This window comes from Kordiimonas sp. SCSIO 12603 (assembly GCF_024398035.1).
In the GTDB taxonomy this organism is placed as follows: domain Bacteria; phylum Pseudomonadota; class Alphaproteobacteria; order Sphingomonadales; family Kordiimonadaceae; genus Kordiimonas.
The window spans coordinates 191,857-218,814 of the sequence record NZ_CP073748.1 but is presented as its reverse complement, the minus strand read 5'-3'; the positions used below and the strand labels follow the sequence as shown (position 1 = coordinate 218,814).

General features: G+C 47.1%; 27 protein-coding genes. 15 read left to right on the top strand and 12 right to left on the bottom strand.

Annotated elements, in window-relative coordinates:
* Positions 1–9 precede the first annotated feature (9 nt).
* The 4 genes from KFE96_RS00890 to KFE96_RS00875 all read left to right on the top strand — a co-directional run bounded on the left by KFE96_RS00890 (position 10) and on the right by KFE96_RS00875 (position 3,518).
* Positions 10–447 carry a hypothetical protein gene (locus tag KFE96_RS00890; RefSeq protein WP_247020034.1) on the top strand — a complete coding sequence of 146 codons (438 nt, stop codon included), beginning with the start codon at positions 10–12 and terminating at the stop codon, positions 445–447.
* A gap of 12 nt (positions 448–459) precedes the next feature.
* Complete coding sequence (locus tag KFE96_RS00885; protein WP_247020036.1) at positions 460–750, top strand: helix-turn-helix domain-containing protein; 291 nt, start codon at positions 460–462, stop codon at positions 748–750.
* A 92-nt stretch (positions 751–842) separates the two neighbouring features.
* The gene (locus KFE96_RS00880; RefSeq protein WP_255834131.1) at positions 843–1,841 is read left to right on the top strand and encodes a rhodanese-related sulfurtransferase; all 999 of its coding nucleotides are present in this window, start codon (positions 843–845) and stop codon (positions 1,839–1,841) included.
* Between the two features lie 15 nt (positions 1,842–1,856).
* On the top strand, positions 1,857–3,518 hold the full coding sequence (locus tag KFE96_RS00875) for a U32 family peptidase (RefSeq protein WP_255834130.1): 1,662 nt from the start codon (positions 1,857–1,859) through the stop codon (positions 3,516–3,518).
* A gap of 36 nt (positions 3,519–3,554) precedes the next feature.
* On the opposite strand, the gene KFE96_RS00870 is transcribed toward KFE96_RS00875, so the two are convergent.
* The 7 genes from KFE96_RS00870 to KFE96_RS00840 all read right to left on the bottom strand — a co-directional run bounded on the left by KFE96_RS00870 (position 3,555) and on the right by KFE96_RS00840 (position 9,745).
* Positions 3,555–3,884, bottom strand: coding sequence for an iron-sulfur cluster assembly accessory protein (locus KFE96_RS00870; RefSeq protein WP_255834129.1), 330 nt, complete (start codon positions 3,882–3,884; stop codon positions 3,555–3,557).
* A gap of 11 nt (positions 3,885–3,895) precedes the next feature.
* The gene (locus KFE96_RS00865; RefSeq protein ID WP_370650546.1) at positions 3,896–4,390 is read right to left on the bottom strand and encodes an SUF system Fe-S cluster assembly protein; all 495 of its coding nucleotides are present in this window, start codon (positions 4,388–4,390) and stop codon (positions 3,896–3,898) included.
* Between the two features lie 74 nt (positions 4,391–4,464).
* Positions 4,465–5,706, bottom strand: a complete 1,242-nt coding sequence (locus tag KFE96_RS00860) for a cysteine desulfurase (RefSeq protein ID WP_255834126.1) — start codon at positions 5,704–5,706, stop codon at positions 4,465–4,467.
* A 3-nt stretch (positions 5,707–5,709) separates the two neighbouring features.
* Positions 5,710–6,996 (bottom strand): Fe-S cluster assembly protein SufD, encoded by a 1,287-nt coding sequence (sufD, locus tag KFE96_RS00855; RefSeq protein ID WP_255834125.1) that lies wholly within the window; start codon positions 6,994–6,996, stop codon positions 5,710–5,712.
* A 24-nt stretch (positions 6,997–7,020) separates the two neighbouring features.
* The gene (gene sufC, locus KFE96_RS00850; RefSeq protein WP_255834124.1) at positions 7,021–7,758 is read right to left on the bottom strand and encodes a Fe-S cluster assembly ATPase SufC; all 738 of its coding nucleotides are present in this window, start codon (positions 7,756–7,758) and stop codon (positions 7,021–7,023) included.
* Between the two features lie 14 nt (positions 7,759–7,772).
* Positions 7,773–9,242 (bottom strand): Fe-S cluster assembly protein SufB, encoded by a 1,470-nt coding sequence (gene sufB / locus KFE96_RS00845; RefSeq protein WP_247020054.1) that lies wholly within the window; start codon positions 9,240–9,242, stop codon positions 7,773–7,775.
* Positions 9,243–9,283: 41 nt separating this feature from the next.
* Positions 9,284–9,745: an SUF system Fe-S cluster assembly regulator gene (locus KFE96_RS00840; protein WP_247020056.1), complete on the bottom strand. Its 462-nt coding sequence runs from the start codon at positions 9,743–9,745 to the stop codon at positions 9,284–9,286.
* A 199-nt stretch (positions 9,746–9,944) separates the two neighbouring features.
* Here KFE96_RS00840 and KFE96_RS00835 point away from each other — a divergent pair, with 199 nt between their 5' ends.
* Genes KFE96_RS00835 through KFE96_RS00825 form a run of 3 tightly spaced genes read left to right on the top strand, consistent with a single transcriptional unit; the run spans position 9,945 to position 12,518 of the window.
* On the top strand, positions 9,945–10,880 hold the full coding sequence (locus KFE96_RS00835) for a thiamine pyrophosphate-dependent dehydrogenase E1 component subunit alpha (protein ID WP_255834123.1): 936 nt from the start codon (positions 9,945–9,947) through the stop codon (positions 10,878–10,880).
* Entirely contained in the window at positions 10,880–11,872 is a 993-nt protein-coding gene (locus KFE96_RS00830) for an alpha-ketoacid dehydrogenase subunit beta (protein ID WP_255834121.1), read from the top strand. The genes KFE96_RS00835 and KFE96_RS00830 overlap by 1 nt, the downstream gene beginning before the upstream one ends.
* Position 11,873: 1 nt before the next feature.
* Positions 11,874–12,518 carry a cytochrome b/b6 domain-containing protein gene (locus KFE96_RS00825; protein ID WP_255834120.1) on the top strand — a complete coding sequence of 215 codons (645 nt, stop codon included), beginning with the start codon at positions 11,874–11,876 and terminating at the stop codon, positions 12,516–12,518.
* A 74-nt stretch (positions 12,519–12,592) separates the two neighbouring features.
* Here the strand turns inward: KFE96_RS00825 and KFE96_RS00820 are convergent, their stop codons facing one another.
* The gene (locus KFE96_RS00820; RefSeq protein WP_255834119.1) at positions 12,593–13,054 is read right to left on the bottom strand and encodes a cytochrome c; all 462 of its coding nucleotides are present in this window, start codon (positions 13,052–13,054) and stop codon (positions 12,593–12,595) included.
* Between the two features lie 122 nt (positions 13,055–13,176).
* Entirely contained in the window at positions 13,177–13,593 is a 417-nt protein-coding gene (locus tag KFE96_RS00815) for a GcrA family cell cycle regulator (protein ID WP_247020067.1), read from the bottom strand.
* Between the two features lie 159 nt (positions 13,594–13,752).
* On the opposite strand from KFE96_RS00815, the gene KFE96_RS00810 reads away from it, so the two are divergent.
* The 7 genes from KFE96_RS00810 to KFE96_RS00780 all read left to right on the top strand — a co-directional run bounded on the left by KFE96_RS00810 (position 13,753) and on the right by KFE96_RS00780 (position 21,625).
* Positions 13,753–14,577, top strand: coding sequence for an ABC transporter permease (locus KFE96_RS00810; RefSeq protein WP_255834118.1), 825 nt, complete (start codon positions 13,753–13,755; stop codon positions 14,575–14,577).
* Between the two features lie 164 nt (positions 14,578–14,741).
* Positions 14,742–15,926, top strand: a complete 1,185-nt coding sequence (locus KFE96_RS00805) for an aspartate aminotransferase family protein (RefSeq protein WP_255834117.1) — start codon at positions 14,742–14,744, stop codon at positions 15,924–15,926.
* A gap of 24 nt (positions 15,927–15,950) precedes the next feature.
* Positions 15,951–16,889, top strand: a complete 939-nt coding sequence (argF, locus tag KFE96_RS00800) for an ornithine carbamoyltransferase (protein WP_255834116.1) — start codon at positions 15,951–15,953, stop codon at positions 16,887–16,889.
* A 38-nt stretch (positions 16,890–16,927) separates the two neighbouring features.
* Complete coding sequence (locus KFE96_RS00795) at positions 16,928–17,878, top strand: Hsp33 family molecular chaperone HslO (protein WP_255834114.1); 951 nt, start codon at positions 16,928–16,930, stop codon at positions 17,876–17,878.
* A gap of 179 nt (positions 17,879–18,057) precedes the next feature.
* Positions 18,058–18,864, top strand: a complete 807-nt coding sequence (locus KFE96_RS00790) for a class III extradiol ring-cleavage dioxygenase (RefSeq protein WP_255834113.1) — start codon at positions 18,058–18,060, stop codon at positions 18,862–18,864.
* Positions 18,865–18,933: 69 nt separating this feature from the next.
* The gene (locus tag KFE96_RS00785; protein ID WP_255834111.1) at positions 18,934–19,995 is read left to right on the top strand and encodes a DUF418 domain-containing protein; all 1,062 of its coding nucleotides are present in this window, start codon (positions 18,934–18,936) and stop codon (positions 19,993–19,995) included.
* A 61-nt stretch (positions 19,996–20,056) separates the two neighbouring features.
* Positions 20,057–21,625: an NAD(P)/FAD-dependent oxidoreductase gene (locus tag KFE96_RS00780; RefSeq protein WP_255834109.1), complete on the top strand. Its 1,569-nt coding sequence runs from the start codon at positions 20,057–20,059 to the stop codon at positions 21,623–21,625.
* Here the strand turns inward: KFE96_RS00780 and ygjK are convergent.
* On the bottom strand, positions 21,615–23,990 hold the full coding sequence (ygjK, locus tag KFE96_RS00775; RefSeq protein WP_255834108.1) for an alpha-glucosidase: 2,376 nt from the start codon (positions 23,988–23,990) through the stop codon (positions 21,615–21,617). The genes KFE96_RS00780 and ygjK overlap by 11 nt on opposite strands.
* 26 nt (positions 23,991–24,016) lie before the next feature.
* On the bottom strand, positions 24,017–24,544 hold the full coding sequence (locus KFE96_RS00770; protein WP_255834107.1) for a hypothetical protein: 528 nt from the start codon (positions 24,542–24,544) through the stop codon (positions 24,017–24,019).
* A gap of 100 nt (positions 24,545–24,644) precedes the next feature.
* Between KFE96_RS00770 and KFE96_RS00765 the strand changes: the two genes are divergently transcribed.
* A complete protein-coding gene (locus KFE96_RS00765) occupies positions 24,645–26,189 on the top strand; it encodes a cytochrome c peroxidase (RefSeq protein ID WP_255834106.1) in 1,545 nt (514 codons plus the stop codon).
* On the opposite strand, the gene KFE96_RS00760 is transcribed toward KFE96_RS00765, so the two are convergent.
* Positions 26,186–26,806, bottom strand: a complete 621-nt coding sequence (locus KFE96_RS00760) for a TetR/AcrR family transcriptional regulator (protein WP_255834105.1) — start codon at positions 26,804–26,806, stop codon at positions 26,186–26,188. The two genes, KFE96_RS00765 and KFE96_RS00760, sit on opposite strands and share 4 nt — an antisense overlap.
* Positions 26,807–26,958 lie beyond the last annotated feature (152 nt).

Genomic DNA, 26,958 nt, shown 5'->3' with positions numbered 1-26,958 from the left:
GGACTAATCATGACAGCAATGACAAATTCGGTGAAGCGAGACAGAAACATGAACATTGAAGAAGTAACCTTACGTGATGGTTACTGGTTTGTTTTTGAAGATGGTGAAGAAGAAATTGCCGCTAACGGTTCTGTTTGGAACGGTAAGGAGTGGGTGTATTTCAACGATCAGCTTGTATCTGAAAAGCGTAATGCTACTTCCCGTACAACTGAACACGAATTCACCATTGGTAAGGACCGCTACAGGCTTACGTTCTATATGAAGAGCTTAATGAAAGCGGAACTTGAATGTACTCTGTATAAAAATGACAAGCAAATTGGTCATGATATCCGCAAGCCGATGAAAAGCAGGAATTTCAAGAAGACCATTTTCCAGTGCTTTGTCGCAGGTGTGGTTGCAGGAGTTCTGGGTGCCGCACTCGGCGAATATCTTGCGAAGACATTTTAGAGGGGTGGCAAAGTGCAAATTAATGCTGCTTTAATAAAAGAGAATCGCAACGCCAAGAGCTGGACCCAGCAGCATTTGGCGGAAGCATGTGATTTAAGTTTGCGTACTGTTCAGCGGGTTGAACGTTTGGGAGTTGCGTCACCAGAGACTGTCCTCAGTCTCTGTGCTGTACTGGAAATCCCGCAAAAACAAATCATTGTGGAAGATACAGCGTCAAAGGCAGGCTTAAATATTGATCCGTTGTTGCTCGTAGTTGTCGCCTTTGCTTTTGGTATGGGGCTGGCAATTGGGATTGTACTTTAAGCATAGCTTTGCCGTATATCGCAGTTTTCTTGAACTTTTCGGGAAAACAGCGTATGAGAGCCGCCAATTATTGTATGGATTAGGAAAAGACCATGTCTAACTATTTGGTTGCAGCGCTCTATAAATTTGTGCGTCTCCCACACTATAAAGACATTCAGGAACCTTTGAAGCAGGTTTGCGACGATAACGATGTGAAGGGTACACTCCTCCTTGCGGAAGAAGGTATTAACGGCACAGTAGCTGGCCCTGAAGCTGGCGTTCGCGCGCTTCTCGCTTACCTTCACAGTATCCCTGAGTTCACAGATCTTGTGCACAAAGAGAGCTGGGCAGAGGATGCACCGTTCCTCCGTATGAAGGTTCGCCTAAAGAAAGAAATCGTAACCATGGGTGTGCCGGGTACTGACCCGAACGATATCGTTGGTACTTACGTAAAACCGAAAGACTGGAACGCGCTTATCAGTGATCCTGATGTAGTGCTTGTGGATACCCGCAACGATTACGAATATGAAATCGGTACTTTTAAAGGTGCGGTTGACCCGGAGACAGAAACTTTCCGTGAATTCCCGCAGTGGGAAAAAGACAATGAAGAAATGCTGCGTTCAAAAAAGAAAGTGGCAATGTTCTGTACGGGTGGTATCCGCTGCGAAAAATCCACAGCCTATATGAAAGCACAAGGATATGAGGAAGTGTATCACCTTGAAGGTGGTATCTTGAAATATCTTGAAGAGGTACCTGCGGAAGAAAGCATGTGGGAAGGCCAGTGCTTTGTTTTTGATAGCCGTATTTCTGTAGGCCACGGCCTTGAAGAAGGCGAGTATGACCAGTGTTATGGTTGCCGCTGGCCTATCACGGAAGAAGAGAAAAAATCTCCAAAATATGAGAAGGGCGTAAGCTGCCCACGCTGTTTCGATAGCTTGTCTGATGAAAAGAAGGCTGCGTCAAAAGAGCGCCAAAAGCAGATTGAGCTTGCAAAAAAGCGCAATGAAGAGCATTTGGCCGTTGATATGGAACATGTGCGCACAGAAGCGCAGGCGAAAAAGGCTGCCCAAAAGGAAGCTGACCGCGAGAGAGCGGAGGCTGGCGAGGGCTAATATATAGAGGACAAGATGACAGAACATACGCACCGCTCAGAGCTTTTAATGCCAGCCGGCAATCTTGAAAAGCTAAAGGCAGCGGTGCTGTATGGTGCTGATGCCGTCTACCTTGGTACCCCTGATATGTCGCTCCGCACCAAATCTGCTTTCTCGCTTGAGGAAGTGGTTGAAGGTGTGGAGTTTGCCCACAGCTTTGGCAAACGCGTGTATCTCACGCTAAACTTATTTTCCCATAATAAAGACATTACCAAACTGCCGCAGTTTGTGGAAACGGTACGTAAAGTAAAACCGGATGGCCTTATTGTGGCTGATCCAGGTGTGTTTATGTATGTGAAACAACATGCGCCTGAGCTTGAACTGCATATCTCAACGCAGGCTAATGTATGTTCGTGGCATTCAGTAAAGTTCTGGCAGGATCTGGGCGCGAAGCTTGTAGTACTTGGCCGTGAGGTTTCCTACGAAGAACTGAAAGAAATCCGCGAAAAATGCCCGGATATCAAGCTAGAGGCTTTTGTCCACGGTTCTATGTGCATGACCTATTCTGGCCGCTGTATGCTTTCCAACTTTATGGCGGAACGCGGTGCAAACCAAGGGGCTTGCGCGAACAGTTGCCGCTGGAAATACAAGGTGCATATGGGCCTTAAGGACGGCACGGTTAAGGAGCTGAACCTTACGGAAGAGAACTTGGAACTGTTCGAGTTTTTCCTTGAGGAAGATTACCGCCCAGGTGAGCTGCTACCGATTGAGGAAGACCAGCGGGGCACTTATATCCTCAATTCCAAAGATCTCTGTATTATGCCGAAGCTCAACGATCTGCTTTCAATTGGGGTTGATAGCCTGAAGGTGGAAGGCCGGGGGAAAAGCCCATACTATGTTGGCCTTGTGGCGCGTGCCTACCGTATGGCGATTGATGATTGGTATAATGATCCCACAAATTGGCGTGCCGATGACTATATGAAGGAGCTTTCAACGGTTCCAAACCGCGGCTATACGCTTGCGTTCCATGATGGACGCCTTACCAACTATGCGCACGGTTTTGAGGAAACATATACACTCGCGGATTATGAGTATGCTGCTGTAGTTCATGAAGTGCAGGAAGATGCCTATATCCTTAAGGTGAAAAACAAATTGATCGCAGGGGATGTGCTTGAGTTTGTTTCACCGAAACGCCGGGATATTATGCTTATCCGCCTATATGAATATGAAAATGCGGAAAATGGCCGTGTGACAGAAGAGGTAAATGCCAGCACGACACCGTTTATCAGGGTGCCATTCAGTCTGTTCGATCAGGAAGAGGTTTCATCGCTGACGAATGATTTCCCCGCGATGACTATTATCCGCAAGGAAAAAGCCCTTACACAAGAGCAGTGGGACCGGATTAAGCTGGATGCAGAAAGCCAGAAGCTGGAGCTTGGGCGAGGCACCCAGCAAGGTTATGAGGAAAAGCGGGAGAAACTGCAGCAGTCTCTTGATGAGCGAGACAGTGACCGAACTTTTAAAACACCGCGCAGGGGTACTGAAGGGTGCTGCGGCAAGGGCTGTAATGGTTGTTTGATGTTCTGGCACGATCCGCTGTATGAGAAAGCTCGCACACTGCTTGCAAAGAAAAAGCAAGGACAACTGCTTGAGAAGAAAATGACAGATGAAGAACTGGATGAAGCTATTGCCAGTTAGAAATGAAAAAGCCTTCCGATTGGAAGGCTTTTTTCGTTAAACGTGGAAACTTTCCCCGCAACCACATCGGCCTTTTTCATTAGGATTGGAAAACTTAAAGCCAGTTGAAAACATGCTGTCTTCCCAGTCCATTTCTGTACCGAGAATGAAAAGAAGGGCTTTACGGTCAACAAACACTTTCACGCCTTTGTCTTCCACCACCTCGAAATCACCTGCATCATCCAGCACATAATCAACGGTGTAACCAAGCCCTGAACAACCGTGTGTTTCGGTACCAAGAAGCAAGCCTTTGGCCTCTGGCTTTTTCGCAAGAAGTGCTTTGATATGCTCGGCGGCTTTATCTGTAATGGTTACTGCTGATTTCATGCTCAATTTCCTTAGAGTAAGCCCAGCTCAAGGCGTGCTTCATCAGACATGCGGCTCATATCCCATGCTGGTTCCCAAACAAGGTTTACGGTTACACCGTTCACGCCAGCCACACCACTTACTTTCAGTTCTACTTCACCAGGCATGGTTTCAGCTACTGGACAATGAGGTGTTGTCAGGGTCATAGTAACGGATACCGAGAAATCAGATGCCACATCAACGCTATAGATAAGGCCCATTTCATAGATGTTTACTGGAATTTCTGGATCATAAATTTCGCGGAGCGCTTCAACAATGTTTGCCTGCAGTGTTTCAGCATCAGCGGGTGCTTCAACGGGAGTGTTGGCTGCCTCTTCTTTTGCTGCTGCTTCAGCTTCATTTTTCTCGGTTTGCTCAAGAAACTTGTTGAGGAAATAGCCTCCTTCTTGTGGGCTTACCTCAGGCTGTGTGGCAGCTTCGACGCCAGCCATATCAACACGCGGGCGTTCAACAGATTTTTTCGGCATATTGTCCGCAGGATAATCAGCGTCACCAGCTGGTACGCTCAGGTCCAAAATATCGCGGGTTGCTCGGTTCTCGGTCATCCAAAAATATCCATTACTTTCTTTAAGCCAACCACAAGAGCATCTACATCGCTCCTGTCATTATAAACACCAAAACTTGCCCTTACTGTGCCGGGGATGGAAAAATTATCCATAATCGGCTGAGCACAGTGATGGCCTGCACGAACGGCGATACCTTGTTGGTCAAGGATAGTGCCAATATCGTGCGGGTGTGCATGTTCCATAACAAAGCTGATCAGCGCACCTTTCTTTGGTGCTGTACCAATCAAACGTACGCTATTCATGGCAGATAGTTGTTCTGTGGCATACTTCAAGAGATCAGCCTCATGAGCTGCTATGCGCTCAACGCCGATCTCATTCATAAATTCAATCGCATGGTCAAAGCCAATACCGCCTGCAATGTTCGGTGTACCCGCTTCAAACTTGTGCGGTAGATCATTGAAGGTGGTTTTCTCGAACGTAACAGTGGAGATCATATCCCCGCCACCTTGCCATGGCGGCATTGCATCAAGAAGCGCTTCTTTACCGTAAATTACACCAATGCCTGTCGGGCCATACATTTTATGGGCTGAGAAGGCATAGAAATCAGCGTCTAAATCTTGCACATCAATTTTCAAGTGCGGCGCGGCCTGACACCCATCAATGAGTGTAAGGGCGCCTGCATCATGGGCGAGACGGATGATTTCTTTGGCGTCTGTCTGGGTGCCTATTGAGTTGGATACATGTGTGAAAGCTACCATTTTGGTGCGCTCGTTCAGCATGCTCCGGTAGGCATCCATATCAAGGCTGCCATCTTCAAGTACAGGCACAGCTTTTACCGTTGCGCCTTTTTCTTCCGCAACCAACTGCCAAGGCACGATGTTTGAATGGTGCTCAAGATAGGTAAGGAGGATTTCATCTCCTTCCTTCAGATTTGCACGCCCCCATGTTTGGGCAACTAAGTTGATACCTTCAGTGGCACCGCGTACAAAAATACATTCACGCTTATGTTTCGCGCCAATGAAAGCACGCACGCTTTCACGGGTTTTCTCATAGGCGGTGGTGGCATCCTGGCTGAACTTGTAAACGCCCCGGTGGATGTTGGCATAGTATTTCTCATACAGTTCAACTTCGGCATTAATTACTGAAGACGGGCGCTGTGCGCTCGCGGCTGTATCAAGAAATACCAGCGGCTTGCCGTGTACTGTTTCCTTCAAAATAGGGAACTGTGCACGAATAGCTGCTACATCTAATCCACCAATTGGGGCGAACTCATTCATACTCTACTCTCCAGCGCCTACATTTTCAGCGCGGCTTGCCATCCAAACGCGGATACGCTCAACCAGTGTTTCTCTAAGAGGTTCATTTTCAACATTCACTAATGCATCTGCGGTGAAGGCTTCCACAAGGATTTTACGCGCTGTTACCGGGTCAATCCCACGGGATGTCAGATAAAAGATCGCTTTATCGTCTAGCTGGCCAATGGTAGCGCCGTGGCTACATTTTACATCATCAGCTAAAATCTCAAGCTCAGGCTTTGAATTGGCTTCTGCCGTTTTATCAAACACAAGGGCCTTGAAAGACTGGTCTGCTTCAGTGAGTTGGGCATCTTTCACAACAGTAACCTTGCCTTGGAAAGCTGTTTTCCCGCGTGTGTCAGCCACAGTGCGGAAAATCTGATCACTTGTTGCGTTTGGTACCATATGGCTTACGTGTGTAAGCATATCGTGGTTTTGCCCTGTACCTGCGAGTGATACACCATCAACATGTGCATCGGCTTCTTCGCCCAGTACACGAACATGCGCTTCAAAGCGTGCAGCTTTTCCGCCCACAGACATATTTACGCAGTAATACTCGCTTTCGGCATCAAGGTTCACATAAGCTTTTGCTGTATGTGTTGCTGCCTCGCCTTCTTCCTGTAAACGAACATGGCGCAGTTTAGCGCCTTCAGCGATACGGGCCTGAAGCACACTGTTGGTCCAGTATGCAGATGCATCGCCAACAAAATGTTCGATCACAGTGATTTCTGCACCTTCGCCAAGTTCGATAACATGGCGAGTGTGTGCGGCGGCCTGATCGGCACCATCCATCACATGTACAATTTCGATCGGCTCATCAATTTCAATACCCGCAGGTACAGAAAGGACAAGGCCATCACGCATAAGGGCCGTATTCAGCAGGCTTACACCGTCATTGCCGCGGATAAGCTCTGTTGCGCGGTCGGGGTTTGCCATAAAATGATTAGCGAGCGGGCGAATAGGCATTGCCTGCCATAGGTCACCAAGATCGCTCAGGTCCTCAGCGTAACGGCCGTTTACAAACACAAAACGGGCAGCAGTTTCACCAAGAGGTGCTGCAATTTCTGCTGAGGTTGATGTACCTGCGAGTACAAACTCTTCGGCCCGCAGTGCTTTGGTGTCGCTATAACGCCATTCTTCGGTACGGTTGGTTGGAAAACCAATACCTTCGAATTCCTTCAGGGCACTTTGGCGCAGTGAATCTGCACCAGGTACTGTTCCCATCAAGGTCTCCGCCTGGGCCTTATATCCTTCAGTAAGTTGCTCTTGCACTTGCTTCTCCTTCAAACCCGGGGATTAGGCTACGTCTGCGTAGCCTTTTTCTTCAAGCTCGGCTGCAAGCTCTTTACCGCCAGATTTCACAATTTTACCGTCAATCATCACGTGCACCACATCTGGCTGCACATAGTTGAGAAGGCGTTGATAGTGAGTAATCAAGAGAATCGCTGTATCGTCACGGCGCTGTGCATTGATACCCTCGGAAACAATACGGAGAGCATCGATATCAAGGCCAGAATCGGTTTCATCAAGAACAGCAAGTTTTGGGTTCAGAACAGCCATCTGAACCATTTCGTTGCGTTTCTTTTCACCACCTGAGAAGCCAACATTAACAAAGCGTTTCAGCATTTCTGCATCCATGCCCAGTTCGCTGGCCTTTGCGCGAATAAGCTTCATGAATTCAGCAGCAGACATATCGTCTTCGCCGTTATATTTACGCACGCTGTTTAGGGCAGTGCGCATAAAATTCAGGTTGGAAACACCCGGAATTTCTACTGGATATTGGAAGCCAAGGAAAATGCCTTCACCAACACGTTCGTGTGGTTCAAGCTCAAGAAGGTCCTGGCCTTCAAATTCAATGCTACCGGCACATACTTCATAATCATCGCGGCCGGCAATTGTATTCGCCAGCGTTGATTTACCAGCACCGTTCAGGCCCATAATTGCATGAACTTCGCCAGCTTTCACTTCAAGGTCTAGACCTTTTAGGATTTCAGTACCGTCCACATGGACATGGAGATCATTAATTTTAAGCATATTACTTTATCCAATTAGCCCACGCTGCCTTCCAGAGAAATACCGAGAAGCTTTTGTGCCTCTACAGCAAATTCCATAGGCAAGTGTTGCATAACTTCTTTACAGAAACCGTTAACGATCATTGCAACAGCCTCTTCTTCGTCGAAACCACGGGCTCGACAGTAGAAAAGCTGGTCGTCAGAGATCTTTGAAGTGGTTGCTTCGTGTTCAATTTGCGCCGTTGGGTTTTTAACTTCAATGTAAGGTACAGTGTGGGCACCGCACTCTGAAGAAACCAAAAGCGAATCACATTGTGTGTAGTTGCGCACATTATCAGCGCCAGACATTACTTTCACCAAACCGCGGTATGTGTTGTGAGATTTACCCGCAGAGATACCTTTGGAGATGATTGTAGAGCTGGTGTTTTTGCCTTGGTGGATCATCTTGGTGCCTGTATCGGCCTGCTGGTAATTGTTTGTTACCGCAACCGAGTAGAATTCACCTACAGAACCGTCGCCTGCAAGTACACAGCTTGGGTATTTCCAAGTTACAGCAGAACCTGTTTCAACCTGTGTCCAGCTAACCTTTGAATTCTTACCTTTACAAAGCGCCCGCTTGGTCACGAAGTTATAAATACCGCCTTTACCGTCCTTGTCTCCTGGGTACCAGTTCTGAACGGTTGAGTACTTAATTTCCGCGTTATCGTGGGCGATAAGCTCTACGACTGCGGCATGCAGTTGGTTTTCGTCGCGCATTGGGGCCGTACAGCCTTCAAGATATGATACGTAAGAATCGTCGTCTGCGACAATCAGTGTGCGTTCGAACTGGCCTGTGTTTTCTGCATTAATACGGAAATATGTGCTCAGCTCCATCGGGCAGCGAACGCCTTTTGGAATGTAAACAAACGTACCGTCTGAAAATACAGCGCAGTTGAGTGCAGCGAAATAGTTATCGCGCTGCGGTACCACAGTGCCCAGATATTTCTTCACAAGTTCAGGATATTCGTGAACAGCTTCGGAAATAGACATGAAAATCACGCCAGCTTTCTTCAGTTCTTCACGGAAGGTGGTCGCTACAGACACGCTATCAAACACTGCGTCAACAGCGACTTTGGCTGCGCCTTCAACGCCAGCAAGCACTTCCTGTTCACGAAGTGGGATACCTAACTTTTCATATGTACGCAGCAGTTCAGGATCAACCTCATCAAGGCTTTTTGGTTTATCCTGGCTTTTTGGAGCCGCATAATAATAAATATCGTTATAGTCGATCTTTGGGTAATCAACGCGCGCCCAATCAGGTTCTTCCATCTTAAGCCATGCACGGTAAGCCTTCAGGCGCCATTCCAGCATCCATTCAGGCTCGTTTTTCTTGGCAGAGATAAATCTTACTACCTCTTCAGAAAGCCCTTTTGGTGCCATGTCCATTTCAACGTCGGTAACAAAGCCGTACTTATACTGTTCGGCCATTTCCTCGACTTGTTGTTTGGTTTCTACTGTTGCAGCCACTTGTGTGGTTCCTTACCTAAAACTAAAAACGCGTGAAGGGGTTATTTTGCCAGCTTAAGAGAGGCTGGAGGCCCGGGCTGCATCACACCACCAAACGCAGGTTCTGCGATTGAGGAAAGCGATACACCGTCAAGTGCCCCTTTTACGGCGCTATTGATAAGCTGCCAGCGAGGGCGCAAAGAACAAACGTCATCAAAACTGCATTCACAGCCGCCTTCTTTGCTTTCGCTGCACATAGTCAGGGCAATCGGGCCATCGATGGCTTCGATAATACCGCCAACCGTAATTTCATCTGCGGAACGTGATAGCGCAAAACCACCCTTTAAGCCGCGATGAGAGACAAGCAGGTCAGCTCGCCCCAAAAGATTCAGGATTTTAGAAACAGTTGGTACAGGAATGCCTGTGCTCGCAGATAAATCCTGCGCGCTGAGCCGAGCATCAGAATGTGACATTTCACACATTAATATAACGGCATAGTCTGCCAGTTTTGTGAGCCTGATCATGTGCTGAACCTAAGCGTAATTGTACCAAAACTAAAATCTTACCAATTTAGTCAGGTTTACATATGGGAACTGTGGGGGAGGAGTCAACTTATTTGCAGCCTTATGGCGCATTTAGGTAAGGAAATATAGCATTTTTTATTGATTGATGCGAAAAACAGGGGTGAATTTTCAATATGTGATGAAAAAGGCGCACCTATTTATGCAGAATAAGCTGGCACAAGTCTTTAAAAAGTCAGTGGAAATAAGGGTTTTTGAATCCATGATTGCTTCCCTTGCAGATGAAGGGAAGGTACCTGGTCTTGTACATCTTTGTAATGGGGCGGAAATCCTGCAAAGTGCTGTATGTTTGGCACTTAACGGTATAACTGATTCTGTAACGGGTTCTCACCGTAGTCATGGTCTTGCACTTGCTATGGGGGCTGATCCTTACAAGGTAGCATCTGAAATCCTCGGTAAAGCAGATGGCTTGTCTGCCGGTATGGGCGGTACGCAGCATCTATTGGCCCCGGAAGTAGGCTTTCTTTCCAGTAACGGTATTGTTGGCGGGCAGGTGCCAATGGCGTCCGGAGCTGCTCTTTCTGCGAAAGTGCTCAAGACAGGCGGCATTGGTGTTACTTTCTTCGGGGATGGAGCCGCGAACCAGGGCGCAGTTCTTGAAACTATGAATTTGGCTGTAGCACTTCAATTGCCGATGCTTTTCGTACTTGAAAATAATGGTTTTGGGCAAAGCACATCTGCCGAGTTTGCTTCGGGCGGCGTTTCACTTCTTAAGCGAGCTGAAGGGTTTGGTCTTCAAACTTATGCATTAGATGGCGTTGATGCTGAAGGCTGCATAGAGAAGGTTGAAACTGTAGTGACATCTATAAAAGCTGGTGAAGGCCCTGTCTTTATTGAAGCCTCAGTACCAAGGCTAGCAGGGCATTACCATGGTGAAAGGGCTGCTTATCTCTCTGATTGTGAAGGACAAACAGACCCGCTTAAAATTTTGAATGATCATATCGGCGATATATCAGAGGGTGTCTGGCGAGAAACTGAAGCCCTTATGACAGATGTGATGAAGCGTGCTTCTGCGGCGCCAATACCTTCCCCGGATTTACTTCGCAAGTTCCATACTGAGATGGGAGGGCAAGCGTAATGATGCTTTCAATCTCTGAAGCTCTGAATAAGGCGCATCACCAGCTTATGGAAGCTGATGAACGTGTGATAGTGATGGGGGAAGATATCGTAGGTGGCGCTGGCCTCGGTAAAGGCGAAGGTCTTGGCGGAGTGTTCGGTGTAACTTCCGGCCTTGTAGATAAATTTGGTGCAAACCGGGTGATTGATACTCCTATCTCGGAAACTGCTTTTGTGGGTATGGGAATCGGTAGCGCCATGACAGGCCTGAAGCCGATTGTAGAGGTGATGTTCTGTGATTTCATGGGGGTTTGTTTTGATCAGATATTTAATCAGGCCGCCAAAGTAAGGCTTCTGTCTGGTGGCCGTATATCTATGCCAATGGTGATCAGAACTACGCTGGGGGCTGGTGACAGTTCAGGTGCGATGCACAGCCAGGCTTTACATGGTTTACTGGCGACTGTTCCGGGATTAAAGGTGGCTTGTCCAAGCAACCCGGCTGACGCTGCTGGATTGTTGAAAACGGCACTTGAGGACAATGATCCTGTTATTCTTATGGAACATAAAGGGTTATACAGCCTTGAAGGTGAAGTAGCAGATGATTTACCGCTCATTCCACTTGGTGAAGGACAAGTGATCAGAGAAGGTTGCGATATAACCATTGTCGCAGTTTCTCGTATGGTTCATGTGGCTAATCAAGTAGCTGACGTTTTGGCCCAAGATGGGGTTGAAGTAGAGATCATTGATCCGCGTACTATCATGCCTCTCGATATGAATTTAATTCTAAAAAGTGTTCAGAAAACCGGAAAGCTTCTGGTGGTTGATGAAAGTTTTGGCTTTGCTGAAATGGTCATCTCTAGAGTAAGCGAAGAAGGATTCGGAGCCTTGAAAGCGGCGCCGAAAAAAGTAATCCCTCTTCACACTCCAATTCCTTATGCACCTGATCTGGAACAAGAATGGTTGCCGTCAAAGGCACAAGTTGTTACGGCTGTTAAGGAGCTTGTGGGAGAATAATATGAATAAGATCAAACTATGGGACGGTGCGGTTAGGGTTTTTCACTGGTCCCTTGCGCTGTTGTTTGGTCTGTCACTTTATTCTGCGTTTCAGGACAAGTTCGGTATCTATGCCGATATGCATTATTATTCCGGTGTTGCCATCATTGGTCTTGTGTTGTGGCGTATTCTTTGGGGCTTTGTTGGAAGTGATACAGCGCGCTTTGCGTTCTTCCTAAAAGGACCATCAGGCGTTAGGTCATATCTAAAGGGTGATAACAGCCATATTGGGCATAACCCTCTTGGAGGGTGGTCAGTTATTCTGATGTTGCTTGCACTATTTGTTCAAGCGGTTCTTGGCTTGTTTTCATCAGATGGCATGTTGTTCGGCGGGCCGTTTAGTGTTTATGCGAACGACAGTAATGCCATTACGAATATCCATGAATATCTGGGATATGGTCTCATGGGGCTTATTGGCCTGCATATCTTGGCTGTACTTTTTTATGAATTAATAAAGAAACAGAAACTGATCATGCCAATGCTTACTGGCTGGGCGAAGGTAGTTAATCGTGACCTTAGTTTGAAAGGCGGGTCTATAATGCTTGCAATAACGATGGCTGTGGCCGTTGCTTTGCTGCTCTATTGGTATATCCCTGCTTATCAATAAAAAAAATGCCAGCTCCTTGATGAAGCTGGCTGATCGTTCCACGTGAAACAAGTATCTATAAAATAAGTGTTTTTCTACTTGCGGTATTCGTCGTGGCAGCTTTTGCAGTTTTTAACGGCTTTACCAAAAGCTGGACGCATAACAGCGGGATCGCCAGTTTTTGCAGCTTCTGCAAAGGCTTTTGTGTCTGCCGCATAAGCATCCATGCGTGACGCGAAATCTTCCCAGTTATCCCAAATTTTATCTTTTGCTTCAGTGTGACCTTCCATGCCGCGCGTGTCTTTTGCAAAAGTAGCTTTTGAAAGTGCAGCAGATTTTGCCATCATATCAGCGAGTTCAGCAATATGGCCTTCATGGTTTGCCTGTCCTCGGAAATGCTGGAGGATACCGGAAAGCGAAAGTTTGGACATCTCCATCACATCATGACGGTACTGAGATTCTGGGAATCTCTTTTCTTCCTGTTCAAAACTGGATGCGAAAGACGCTGCGGATATACATGACGCGGCGATCATGGCCTTAATTACTACTGATTTCACTTGCTTCCCCTATGCTTCCTAAGAAGTGTATCACTTGTTCCTGACTTGATAAGTTTAACGCCTGCACCTTCCGGGGCAAGCGTTAAGAGAAAATCTGGCAAAATGTGAACTGGTTAAACCAATTACATAATTGGCGGGCGCGGTGGTTTCGCGCGGTCACGGCGTGGAGGTTGTGCCTGATATGCTTCGGCACAGTGGCCAGCACAATATGGCATGCCTGGCTCCGATGGTTTGCCGCAGAAGTGGAAATCATCATCACCTGGGTGCCCGATCGGCCATTTACACATGCGGTCTGTGAGGTCGAGAAGGGAGACAAGCTTTTTATCAACCTTCTTTGCTACACGCTTCGGCGCTGCCTTCTTCTTGTCTGTGTCTTTTTTCACAGGAGACGGGCGCGATTTCAGACCAAGCCTGTGAGCCTTACCGATAACGGCGTTTCTTGTTACGCCTTCACCCAGCTTGGCTGCAATTTGGCTTGCGCTTAAGCCTTCATCCCAAAGCTGTCTCAGTTTTTCGATACGGTCTTCCGTCCAGGCCATTTTTATTCCTTTTATACATATGGCTAATAATTTTTGCGCATGACGCCAATTAATGTTGCTTATATCGCCCTCACCCCCCTCTTGCCAAGGGGGCTTTTGACCCCATATGCTTACGGCGCTCCAGAAAATGGGGTTTTGAGGTGAAAAAAGGAGCTGTTTGTGCAGTCAGACGTACAAAAAAACTATAGCGAACTGGGCGCTAGGTCGATTGGAACCGTAAATTGGCTTGGTTTATGGACTCTATATGTTCGCGAGTCGCGCCGATTCATGAAGGTGTGGTCACAGACGCTGGCAGCTCCTGCTGTAACCACAATTCTCTTTATGGTGATTTTTTCTCTGGCGCTTGGTGGTGATGGCCGCATGATTGCTGGTATGCCTTATAACCAGTTCCTTGCGCCGGGTTTGATGGTTATGGCGATGCTTCAAAATGCTTTTGCCAATACTTCTTCTTCAATTTTGATTGCCAAAGTTCAAGGCAATATTGTTGATACCCTTATGCCGCCGCTTTCTTCGATTGAACTTACGGTTGGTTATCTGGCTGGCGGCGTGACACGCGGCCTTCTTGTTGGTGCCTTTGTAGGTGCTGCGTTTGTTCTTATGCCGGGCATCACGATGGAAGTGCAGCACGTGTGGGCAGTGATCTATTTCGCTGTATCGGCAAGTGCAATGCTGGCGCTTATCGGTGTGCTGACAGGTGTTTGGGCAGAAAAGTTTGACCACTCTGCGGCGATAACCAATTTTGTTATCGCACCGCTCAGCCTTCTGTCTGGAACTTTCTATTCTGTTGAACGTTTGAGCGATGGTTGGCAGGTGTTTTCCAGTATTAACCCGTTCTTCTATATGATTGATGGTTTCCGGTATGGTTTCATTGACCGTGCGGATAGCGATCTCACAACAGGTATTCTTTACACACTCGTCATTAATATTGTTCTTACAATCGCCGTATACCGAGTGTTTAAAAAGGGATACCGCCTAAAAGCGTAAAAACGTAACGAAAACCTAGGAATTTCATCTACGGTGGATTGACTTCACAAAATCCTAGAGGCATTCTGAGCCCGCCCAAATTAACCGGTTCGCAGTAGCGTGCCGGTTCACTATTTTCTAAGAGCATTTGGCCCGCCGAATGAGGCCGCCTGAGGAGACAAATCGTGATTACACCAGTAATGCCAACCTACGCTCGCCAACCTGTCGCTTTTGAGCGTGGCGAAGGCATGTATCTGTATGACACTGATGGCAAAAAATACCTGGACTTCTATTCAGGTATTGGCGTTATGTGTCTTGGCCATTCACATCCAACACTTGTGAATGCGCTTGCTGAACAAGGTAAGAAACTATGGCATACAGCCAATACTTACCAGATCCCTGGTGGTGAACGTCTTGCACAGCGTCTGGTGGATGCAAGCTGCGCTGATACTGTTTTCTTCACAAACTCAGGCGCTGAATCAACGGAGCTTTGTATCAAGATGGTGCGTAAATACCACCACGATAAAGGCAATGCTGGTAAATACCGTTTGATCACATTCGCATCTGCTTTCCACGGCCGTACTCTTGCGGGTATCGCGGCGGCTGGTCAGGAAAAACTGACAAAAGGTTTTGAGCCACTGCCAGACGGTTTTGATGTTGTACCATTCTGTGATCTGGATGCTGTGAAAGCGGCAATTGGTCCGAACACTGGTGGTATTATGATTGAGCCAGTGCAAGGTGAAGGCGGTATCCGCCCAATTCCGGCTGAAGTGATGCAGGAACTTCGTAAAATCTGTGATGACAACGGCCTTCTATTTGTATGTGATGAAATCCAGTGTGGCATGGGCCGTACGGGTAAGCTGTTTGCGCACGAATGGTCTGACGTGAAAGCGGATATCATTGCATGTGCGAAGGGTATTGGCGGCGGCTTCCCGCTTGGTGCTGTACTTGCAACAGAAGATGCTGCGTCAGGCATGGTTGTTGGTTCCCACGGCACAACATACGGCGGTAACCCGCTTGCAATGGCTGTTGGTAATGCTGTTCTTGATGAAATGCTGAAGCCTGGTTTCCTTGAGCATTCAAAAGAAATGGGTGACAAACTTCAGGGCCGCCTTGCTGCGCTTCAACAGAAGCACCCAACACTGATTGAGGAAGTGCGTGGTTCTGGCCTAATGGCTGGTATTCGAGTGCCGTCTATCCCAACACGCGATATCGTAACTGATTTGATTGGTCGTGGTCTATTGCCTGCTGTTGCTGGTGATATGGTCGTACGTATGCTGCCACCGCTGATTATTGATGACAGCCACCTTGATGAAGCAATTGAAATTCTTGATGCATGTCTCACAGATTTTGCGTCTAAGGCTGAATAAACTTAACTAAAGAAAGTAAATGCCATGAGTAATGCGTCTTTTAACCATTTTATTGACCTTCGGGATATTCCTGCAGAAACCCTGCGCCATATCCTTGATACGGCCATGAAATGGAAAGAGGCGCGACGAGGTATGCCTAAAGGAGCGGTGGACCAAGGTGCACCGCTTGATGGTCATACGTTGGCGATGATTTTTGAAAAATCATCTACGCGTACCCGTGTAAGCTTTGAGATGGCGATGCAGCAGCTGGGCGGTAAAACCGTTGTATTGCAAGGCAATAATATGCAACTGGGCCGCGGTGAAACTATTGGTGATACCGCTAAGGTTATGAGCCGGTATGTTGATGCGATTATGATCCGCGCTAACACACATGAAGCCGTGCTTGAGCTGGCTGATGAAGGTGATGTGCCAGTTATTAATGCGCTCACCGATCTCTCGCACCCTTGCCAGCTTATGGCGGATGTGATGACGATTGAAGAACACCTTGGGCCGATCGCTGGTCGCAAGATCGCATGGGTGGGCGACGGTAATAATGTTGCAGCTTCTCTTATTGAAGCAGCTGTGAAGTTTAATTTCTCCCTTACCATCGGTTGTCCGCTTGAATACGGGCCATTTGATGAGGTTCTTGATTGGGCAGAGGAAATGGGCGGTGATATTAAAATCACCGATGATCCGATGCTTGCTGTAAAAGGCGCTGAGGCTGTATTCACTGATACTTGGGTTTCCATGGGGGATGATAAAACAGGCTCCCGTATGCGGGCCCTTGAACCTTTCCAGGTGAATAGCCACCTAATGGCGCAAGCTTTGCCGGATGCTTTGTTCCTGCACTGTTTGCCAGCACACCGCGGTGAGGAAGTAACCAACCGCGTAATCGACGGCCCGCAATCAGTTGTATGGGATGAAGCGGAAAACCGTCTCCATGCACAGAAAGCAGTTCTTGCATGGTGTCTTGGTAAAATATAAACCGGCACCAATTTGAATTAGTAAACGTAGTAAGTTTGATGACTGAAACACCGATTGTTGTGAAAGACCCGGAAGGTAGCCGGGATAATGAAGTTCGTCCGTTCCAGATTGAGGGAATGGATGTGCGTGGCCGCGCAGTGCGTTTTGGTACTGTGGTGGACCAGATTTTGAAAGCTCATGACTACCCTGAGCCTGTTGCTCGTATTCTTGGCGAAATGCTGGTGCTTACTGGTATGCTGGGTTCCATCATGAAATTTGATGGTATTGTAACCTTGCAAACCAAATCAGCGGGCCCGATCCCCATGATGGTTGCGGATTATGAGCGCCGTGAAGATGGTATTGGTCGGGTGCGTGGCTATGCAGATATTGATCAGCAAAAGCTTTCTACATTTGGTAAAAACCCTAGCTTCCAGGGCATGATTGGGAGCAAAGGTGGCTATCTGGCGCTGACCATCGATCAAGGTGATAAGATGGATCGTTATCAAGGCATTGTTGAGCTGAAAGGCGAAACACTGGCTGAAGTAGCGCGTAACTATTTCCAGAATAGTGAGCAGACACCTACAGAAATTCGTTTGAATTGCGATAAAGACCCTGTTTCCGGTAACTGGCGTGCAGGCGGCCTTATGGTGCAGCATTTGGCGCGCGGTGAAGTGGGGCAGGAACGTATCCTGGACCGTGAAACTCAGGAGCATTGGGACCGGGCATCCATCCTGATGTCTAGTGTGAAATCAGAAGAACTTCTTGATCCGCAACTCGATCTCGACCAGCTCCTATACCGTCTTTATAACGAAGATGGTGTGCGTGTGTTTGAATCGTCTACCATGGCGCACCAATGTCGTTGTTCCCGCGAACGCCTGCAGACTGTTCTTCAAGGTTTCTCGGATGAAGATATCGCAGATATGACCAAAGAGAACGGCAAGATTGATGTAAATTGCCAGTTCTGCAATACCACATATTATTTCTTGCCCGAAGAAACGCGCGCTAGCTAAGGCTATTGGCAAGATTGTGAATGTTTGAAAAGCACCGGCATGTCTGGTGCTTTTTTTATTGAGCCAATCAAGCGTTTCAAAATTTGGAACAATGCTTCCCGATATCGCTCTCTACCGAGGTTCTTAAGCCATATCTATATTCAGCAAACCAGATGAATAGAAAATGGTGGTGTTTGGAAATGACCGAACTGGAAAAAATGCCAATCTTATTTGTTTCCCATGGCGGTGGACCGTTGCCGTTGATGGGCGATATACGTCACGCAGATATGGTTGAAACCATGCAGGCTTTGAAGAAAAAGCTACCTAAACCCAAGGCTATTTTGATGTTCAGTGCGCACTGGGAAGAAAAACAAGTGCAGGTTACTGGCGCTGAAAAACCTGAATTAATCTATGATTACTACGGGTTTCCAAAAGAGGCGTACGAAATCCTGTATCCTACAACAGGAGCGCCCTTTTTAGCTGCAAGTACCCATCAAATACTGTGTGATGCTGGGATTGATACAATAGTTAATTCTGAAAGAGGGTTCGACCACGGCATGTTTGTACCCCTTAAGTTATTGTTTCCTGAAGCGGGTATCCCTGTTGTTCAAATTTCCATGCATAGGAACTTGGACCCTGAGTTCCATATTAATCTTGGGAAGCGTATGGCTGAATTGAGGCGCAAAGGGGTAATGATTATTGGCTCCGGTATGACATTCCATAATATGCGTGCCTTACGTCAAAGAGGGCGTACAGAAAACATAAATAAAAACAGAGCTTTCCACAGGTGGCTGGATCAAGCATTGAAAGCGCCAAATATTTCCGAAGAGGAAAGAGCTAGCGCCCTTTCAGGGTGGGCTGACGCACCTCACGCCAGATATTGTCACCCCAGAGAAGAACATCTTCTGCCTGTGCATGTTTGTTACGGTGCTGCTCAGCAGCCTGTTAGTGAAATAATGCCATTCGATATTTTTGGCTATGAAACCCGGTGCTATCTATGGTCTTGAAACCGAAAGGCTGATACCAACCTAAAAGGTAGATATTCAGTGAATGGCTTTATTCTGTAGGGGGATAATGTGGCGACGGATTCTTCAAGGCTTGTGGGGCTTGATTTAGCTCGCTTTCTTGCTTTTTTTGGCATGGTGATAGTGAATTTTTCCATCGCTATGGGCGTTACCTTTGAACCTGATAGTTGGTCCACATCTCTTTCCGAAGGAATGCAGGGGCGAGCTGCTGCTACCTTTGTTGTTCTTGCAGGCCTTGGATTAGGTTTGGCAGCAAACCGTTCAGAAACAGTGCCGATTTTTTCCGTTACAGTGAAACGTGCTTTATTTCTGCTTGTAACTGGTCTTGCCAATATGCTGATTTTTGAAGCAGATATCCTCCATTATTATGCCTTTTATTTCCTGTTTGGAATGTTGTTTGTAAAAACAAAAACACCCACACTGCTTTTGGCTATCGGCTCGGTGATGGCGCTTTTCATGATCATGCTTTTTACCTTTGATTATGAAGCTGGCTGGAATTGGGAAACCTATGAATATTCGGGTTTCTGGACTGCGGGTGGTTTTGTCAGGAACCTATTTTTTAATGGCTGGCATCCTGTATTTCCGTGGCTCGCGTTTTTCCTGTTTGGCTTGCTTTTAAGCAAAGTGAAGCTTGGAGAGATGAAAGTACAGATAGCTTTAGCCTTGGGCGGTTTGGTTGGCTTGTTGGGGATTGAAACATTATCGGCCATTTTGATGGGGATGATTGAAGGGCCTGATACAAAAGAAATTGCCATTCTCTTTTCTACCAGCCCAATTCCACCTGTGCCGCTTTATAGTTTTGCCGGAATGGCTGCAGCTTCTTGTGCGATAGGGGCTTGTTTGCTGGTTGCACCTTTTCTTGAGAGAATGAAGTTTTTGGGGCTGTTCACACCCGCTGGCCGTATGACGCTCACGCTTTATATAGCCCATATTCTTGTGGGGATGGGAGCCCTCGAAGGGCTTGGCCTTTTGGAACGCTCTGATCTTACTGCAACGCATTCAGTTATAGCGGCAGGGCTTTTTTCTTTTGATGCGCTGGTGTTCGCTTATTTCTGGTCACGCTTTTTTAAGCGCGGTCCTATTGAAATGCTGATGCGAAAACTGGCGGGGTAATTATATCTTGCATCTTTAAACTTAGGACGACCAAATGTAAGCAGTCATCTGGGAGGGCATTATGAGTTTGGATGCAGTTATTATTGGTGGTGGGCATAATGGGCTTGTGTGCGCCTATTATCTCGCGGCGGCTGGCAGGAAGGTGCGGGTACTTGAATGCAGGTCTGTTGTTGGTGGTGCAGCCGTTACCGAAGAGTTTCATCCCGGATTTAGAAACTCTGTCGCCTCCTACACTGTAAGCCTGCTTAACCCGAAAATTATCAAAGATATGCAGCTCCATGATTTCGGGCTTGAGATCAGAGAGCGCCGGGTGAATAACTTTTGGCCTCATCCGAGTGATGATTTCCTGGCTTTTCCCGTTGGATATGAAGCGCTGGAAACAGAAATTGCTCGTTTTTCTGAGCACGATGCTAAGGTACTTGATCGTTATTTCCGTGATATTGAAATGGTTGCTGATCTGGTGCGTAGTCAGCTTTTGGAAACTCCACCGAATGCAGGCGGCGGTTTGCGAGATTTGTGGCAAGCGATCAAACTTGGGAATCGTTTTAGAAAATTATCCATAGAAGACGAGCGTACGGTGATGGATATTTTCACCAAAAGTGTCCGTGAATTCCTTGATCTTTATTTTGAAAATGAATTTGTGAAAGGCGCGTTTGCCTTTGATGGAGTGGTGGGAAATTACGCTGATAGTGAAACCCCGGGCACGGCTTATGTTCTTATGCATCATGCTTTTGGTGAAGTGAACGGCAAAAAAGGTGTGTGGGGTCATGCGGTTGGCGGTATGGGGGCTATTACGCAGGCGATGGCAAAAAGTGCGAAAGCCAAAGGTGCTGAAATATCTACAGATGCTGCAGTGGCTCGTATTTTAACAGAAAATGGCAGGGCTGTTGGTGTTGAACTGGAGGATGGTGAAAAGATATTTGCGAAAAAAATAGTCTCTAACCTTAACCCAAGTTTGCTTTTCGGTGAAATGGTAGCTGAAGAGGATATGCCGGAAGATTTCAGCCGCCGTATTAAACGTTATAAAAATGGGTCTGGCACATTCCGAATGAATGTGGCGCTTGATAAATTGCCTGAGTTTAAATGTCTATCACAGGAAAGAGCGACTGATGACCACCTTACTGGCGGTATTATCATTGCGCCTACAATGAATTATATGGACCGAGCTTTAAGGGATGCCAAAGATTATGGTTGGTCTCGCGAACCCATTGTTGAAATGCTGATCCCCAGCACACTTGATAATAGCTTGGCGCCAGAAGGCCAGCATGTGGCAAGCCTGTTTTGCCAGCAGTTTAAACCCGATCATGATTGGGCGAAGGACCGTATGAATGCGGCGGCTACAATCATTGATACGGTTGAAAAATATGCTCCCGGTTTCAGGAAAAGCATCCTTGGTATGCAAATTCTCAGTCCGCTTGATCTTGAAGAAAAGTTCGGATTAGTGGGCGGTGATATTATGCACGGACAACTAAGCCTTGATCAAATGTTCAGCGCGCGGCCCATGCTGGGGCACGGTAATTACCGTACGCCCATCGAAGGTCTTTATATGTGCGGTTCCGGCACTCACCCAGGCGGCGGTGTAACTGGGGCGCCTGGGCATAATGCGGCTCATGAAATCCTTAGGGATTAGGGCTCACAGCATCTCTGTAGAGCAGATAAAGATGGGCCGCGGACCAACTGAAGTTTGTGGCCCCCTGCATTTCGCCAGTGAGGGGGTGATAATTCTCCCTGATTGGACCATCACCTTTCAGGCCTTGCAGGTTTTCGAAAACGCGTGCGCGTAGTTTTTGAGCGTCCTCATGGTAGCCGTAGTTTTCAAGGCCCTTGATCGCAAAGTAAACCTGATCCAGCCACACGCGGCCACGCCAGTAGATAGTTGGATCATAAGCCGGGTTGCTTTGACTAGCTGTTGCAAAAGGCACAAATGTGTTGAACTCATTTGGATCAAGCATCACTGAAGCAACCTGTTTCGCTTTATCTGCTGTCGCCAGTTTCGTGAAAAGTGGTGTCCAGCCCTCTGGTCCTCTACCGCGTTTCTTCAAGGGCTGTTTGCTACATCCTGTTTCACTGGTGGCGGTATCATAGAAAAAGCCTGAGCCGTTATCAAACATGCAGTTGTTCACCAGCGTTTGAATGTGGGCAGCTTTGTCTCGGTATAAGCTTATATTGTGAGGCATTCCCAGTAGCCTCGCCATTTGAGAAAGCAGGCTTGCTTCAAGAAAAAGATAGCTATTCTGATCTACACTTTCTTGGGCAATAGAATAACCTGTGAGCGCGCCTGTGGTATCACGGTTTTCAAGGAAAGATACCTGCCAATCCTGCAAAGCTTTTGCAGTGTCGCCTACATAGTTTTTTTGCGCGTATCTATTTAGTTGCGACTCCGAAATGAATCCAAAACGAGCAGCATTATCCATTCCAGATTCCCAACCTGCAGCTACTTGTGCGCCACTGTAGAGTTCTAAGGCGAGGCCGCTTTCTTTCATAGAATCATAAAGAGGTTTCCCGGCACAGCTGTACCAACCACGGTTACCTTTTGTGCAGGTTTTAAGAAGGTCTGAATGTTTGGCTGTTTCATCTTGCGGTTTGGCGCTGAACAGTAGTTTGCCATCTTCATTGTTATGGCGTGGATGAACCGTTGCACCATATTCTACCAAACCGTTCCGGTTATGGTCTCGATTCCTGTACCACCAATCATTATAGGCTTTCAGTTTGGGATACATTTCCATAAGGAAAGCTATATCACTTGTTGCTTGATAGATTTCCCAAACGGCCCAGCTAGCAAGGGATGGTTTACTGTTGCGTTCGTTCCAGTTATCGCCATCACCACCTCGCGCCGGGCTTTGGTTATAAAAAACTGTGTCAATGATCATGCCCGCGTCTTGTGGGCGTAGGGCATCGTCCGGCTGAATTTGATAATCAAACAGTGCGCGTATGTTATCTTTAGCAACATCTGGGGCAAAGTGCGCCATTGCAGCAGCGTGTTTCCAGCTGTCCCAAGGCCAAAGGCCGCTGAACCAGCGTGCTGTACTTGAAGGAACAACACCTGCTGTTTTGATAGCCCCTGCTGGCGACCGCCAGTTCCCGATCAGAGTTTCAATGGCTTTCACTGCGACATGGTTCAGTTCTTGGTCGGTCCCTTGAAGTCCTTTTTCCAGATAATCTTTCCAGCGAGCTTCGGTGGTTGCGATCGCCTTTTCGGCATTAGTGAGAAGGGCTTTTTGATGTGGTGTTATTTGGGTAGCTTCTGTTTCATTCAGCACATAACTTTGGACGGTATAGAAAGTTTGCTCACTCCTTGGGGCGAAGGTCGCTGATATTTCAGCTGGTGTGCTCCGTAAGGTGATTAGACTTGATGTACCACTCAACAGCATTTGGCCTGAAGCACGCACAGCAGAATAACTGTATTTTACAGAGTTACCGTCAGCGGATTTTTCAACAAGCCATTCTGGTAGTGTGTCCTTAATGGTTTCTTTTGAGTCTTCAGCCCAGGTTTTTACCATAGTTTCAGACCATTTAAGCCTTGCCTCTATGGGTATAGAGGATGTGTTGCTGATAGTGGTTTTAATAATAGCTGACCGCGGACCTACCATGCGCAGTTCACGCTTGATGTTTAAAGCACCTGTTTTATAGGTTTGGATAAGTGCGCCAGGAATAGAATAAGCTTCGCCGTTTTCCTCAAGGGTAGCGGTGGCTTGACCGCCCAGAAAGATCTCAAGATGGTCAGATTTAGCACCCAAGAAAACTGGTAGTTCCTCTGCGATGATCATTGGGCCTGAAAAATAACCAAAATTCCCCTCAGCAGGTAAAAGATATCCGTGCCATGCACCTGCGTCCATAAGCGGATTAAAGCGCTGGTTACCATACTCATCAAAATGACGGACAGCGCTGACATCACCTTTACGGTTGATCGTGTTTTTATAGTCAGCAGGATTGTTGACCGCGAGTGTTGCCGCTGAGAAGCAGCCCAATAGTAGTGCGGCAAATATCTGTTTCATGGTATCCCCCATACCCTTGGTGTTTTTTATTCTGGTTGGTCAGGTGCCGGGTCAGCTTGCACGATATCGGGCAGTGTTTCACCTGTGTTGTCGTTGGGTTTAAACTTCAACGTTACAGTGGGTAAAATGCTGAGTTCCAGCTCTAGCTCATTGAAATGAAATTTCTTGAATTTTAGTTTTTTGCGGGCAGCAGTTGCTTTGAAGAGAGAGCCAAGGATGGTGTTAACCAGCTTTTTATCTTGCGTTTCCATAAGAAGGGCTGCCTGCTCTTCTTCTGAAATCATGTCTTGCATCTTTAGGTGAGGTACGATTTTGGGCGATAGCCCAAGGCCAACCTCAATCTCTGTCACAATATAACCCGCGCGTTCTATATAAGGCAGGGCTTCATTGAAGGTTTGGGCTGTTTTACCGAGTGTATCGCCACCAAAGCCTTTCAGCCCTTCAACTGTTGCACTGTATGCTTCGCTAGCGCTTTGTCCCCAGCTTTGCTCAGGGTTATTACCCATTATTTTTTGGCGAATATCTTCAACAACTTCAGGCAGTTTCTTTTTCATTATGGTGTCCCTCCCTTGCGCTACTTTATTCTTTTCTTCTGTAAAATCCAGCAAAGCAGATCAACTTTTACTAAGCTGCTGGGTAAGCGAAGGGTTTGCAGTGTTTGTTTCGTACCAACTTGTTGAGGTCGGGAAGAAAGGAAACAACATGCAGGCAATGAAGCTCCCCAATATATTTGTTCTGTTTTCAGTTTTTTGCCTTATGGGCTGCGGCGGAGAAGATAACAGTACATCCACCACTTCGCCATCAACAGGTACCACCACTACACCGACCAATTCAGCTCCTGTGCTTGCGGCCCCTAATCAAGATTTTAGTGTGAGTGCAGGTGAGGCGGTTGATTATGACGTTAGCCAGAATGACACCACTTTTACTGATGCAGATGGTGATAGCCTCAGTTATACGATTTCTATTCAAACTTTTAACAGTGATAGTATCGCCATTGAAAATGAACTGTCTTCTACAGGTACTATAGTTTCTGGAACACCGGCTACCGTAGGTACTGTTTTTGTAACCGTTACGGTGAATGACGGTAATGGTGGTTCAGCCTCAGACGAATTTGAAATTTCAGTTACTTTAGCCGTTGATGAAGACGCACCTTCTCTGCCAGCGGTGAGTTTTGAATATGTGAATATTGATCTGCCGGATCACTTTACTAACCCGAACTCTGAGTTTGGGGATGTTGCCGGGCAGGATAATCAGCCTGTGAATAATACTATTACCAATGCAGGGGCCACACTGGGGCGAGTGCTGTTTTACGATAAGAAACTTTCAGCGAATGATACGGTTAGCTGTGCCTCTTGCCACCAACAAGAATTTGGGTTTAGTGACCCGAATGTGTTGAGTATTGGCTTTGAAGGGGGTGAGACGGGTCGTCACTCTATGGGGCTTGCGAATGCTCGTTATTACGAGCGTGGTCGTTTCTTCTGGGATGAGCGTGCGAATACTCTAGAAGATCAAGTACTACAGCCCATTCAGGATGCAGTAGAAATGGGGATGACGCTAAGTGCGCTTGAGACCAAGCTCGCCGCAACCAGTTACTACCCAGATCTTTTTGAAGATGCTTTTGGCTCTAGCGCGATTACCAGTGGCCGTATTGCGGATGCGCTTGCTCAGTTTATTCGCAGCATGGTTTCCTTTCAGTCAAAATTTGACACAGCCTTTGCAGGTGGCGATGCTGAAAACCCTGATTTCCAGAGCGTTTTCACCGCACAAGAGCTGCAAGGGTTAAGGCTCTTCACTGATGAAGTGAACCTTCCGGGCCGTACGCTGCGCTGTAATGGGTGTCATACTACTGCGGTGCAAACTGCTGAACGCCCTGAAAATAATGGCCTTGATGCAGATACATCAGGGGATCAAGGAGCCGGAGCTGGCCGTTTTAAAGTTCCCTCGCTTCGGAATATAGCGGTACGCGCGCCTTACATGCACGATGGTCGCTTCAGTACACTGGAAGAAGTGGTTGAGTTTTATAATAGCGGTATTCAGGCACATCCGAACCTGAGCGGGCGTTTGGAGAATAATGGGCAACCTCGCAGATTTAATATGACAGATGCTGAAAAAGCAGCGCTTGTCGCCTTCATGAACACTCTGACGGATAATGTGTTTCTAACAGATGAGAAGTTCAGCGACCCTTTCTCTGAGGATTAATCCCTTGGGGTAAGAAGGTTTGCTGCCATTTCTGTCCAGGCATCAATGATGCGCAGGTGAAAATCAGGGTCATTATTATACTGTGTCTGAATGATAAGCCCGCGCATCATGCTTGTTGTCATGGTCATGATGAGCTCAACGTCACTATCATCACCTGATTTGGCTTCATATTGTTTCACTGCACCAGCAAGACGGTTTTCTTCCCAGGCCTTCAGGTTAGGGGATAGGCGTTTCTGCAGTTCAGCATCTGTTCTGATAGCGATCAAAACCTCTAAAAGAGCGCGGTATTCATCCGTGTTCACATAGCGGAGCCAGATTTGCTTCAGTTCTTTCGCTACATCTCGTTTTGCAGCAGGCTTTGATGTTTCGAAAACAGGAGCAAACTGCGCGTTTTGTAGAATACGTTCTGCGGTAGCAGCCATCAGGTCTTCTTTTGTAGGGAAGTGATGCTGAAGCGCTCCTTTTGAAACGCCAGCGCGCTCGATCACTTTATGGATTGAGGTTTCCGCATACCCAATTTCAGCAAGGCAAAGGATCGTAGCTTGGCAAATTTTCTCATGTGCCAATGCGCGCTTTGCTTCCTGTTTTCCCATTGGTTTTTCTGCGGTTTCCGCCATTGTTTTTATTCCCTGATCTTGGTGTTTTTTCATCTTAATCTAGCAGTCATGGAAAAAGCGAATAAAAAAAGCAGTACAGACGGCTTGTTTTTTTAAATTTTTGCGCCATACTCACTCCCGAACTGAGATTGTCACGAGTAAGTGGCAAGCTG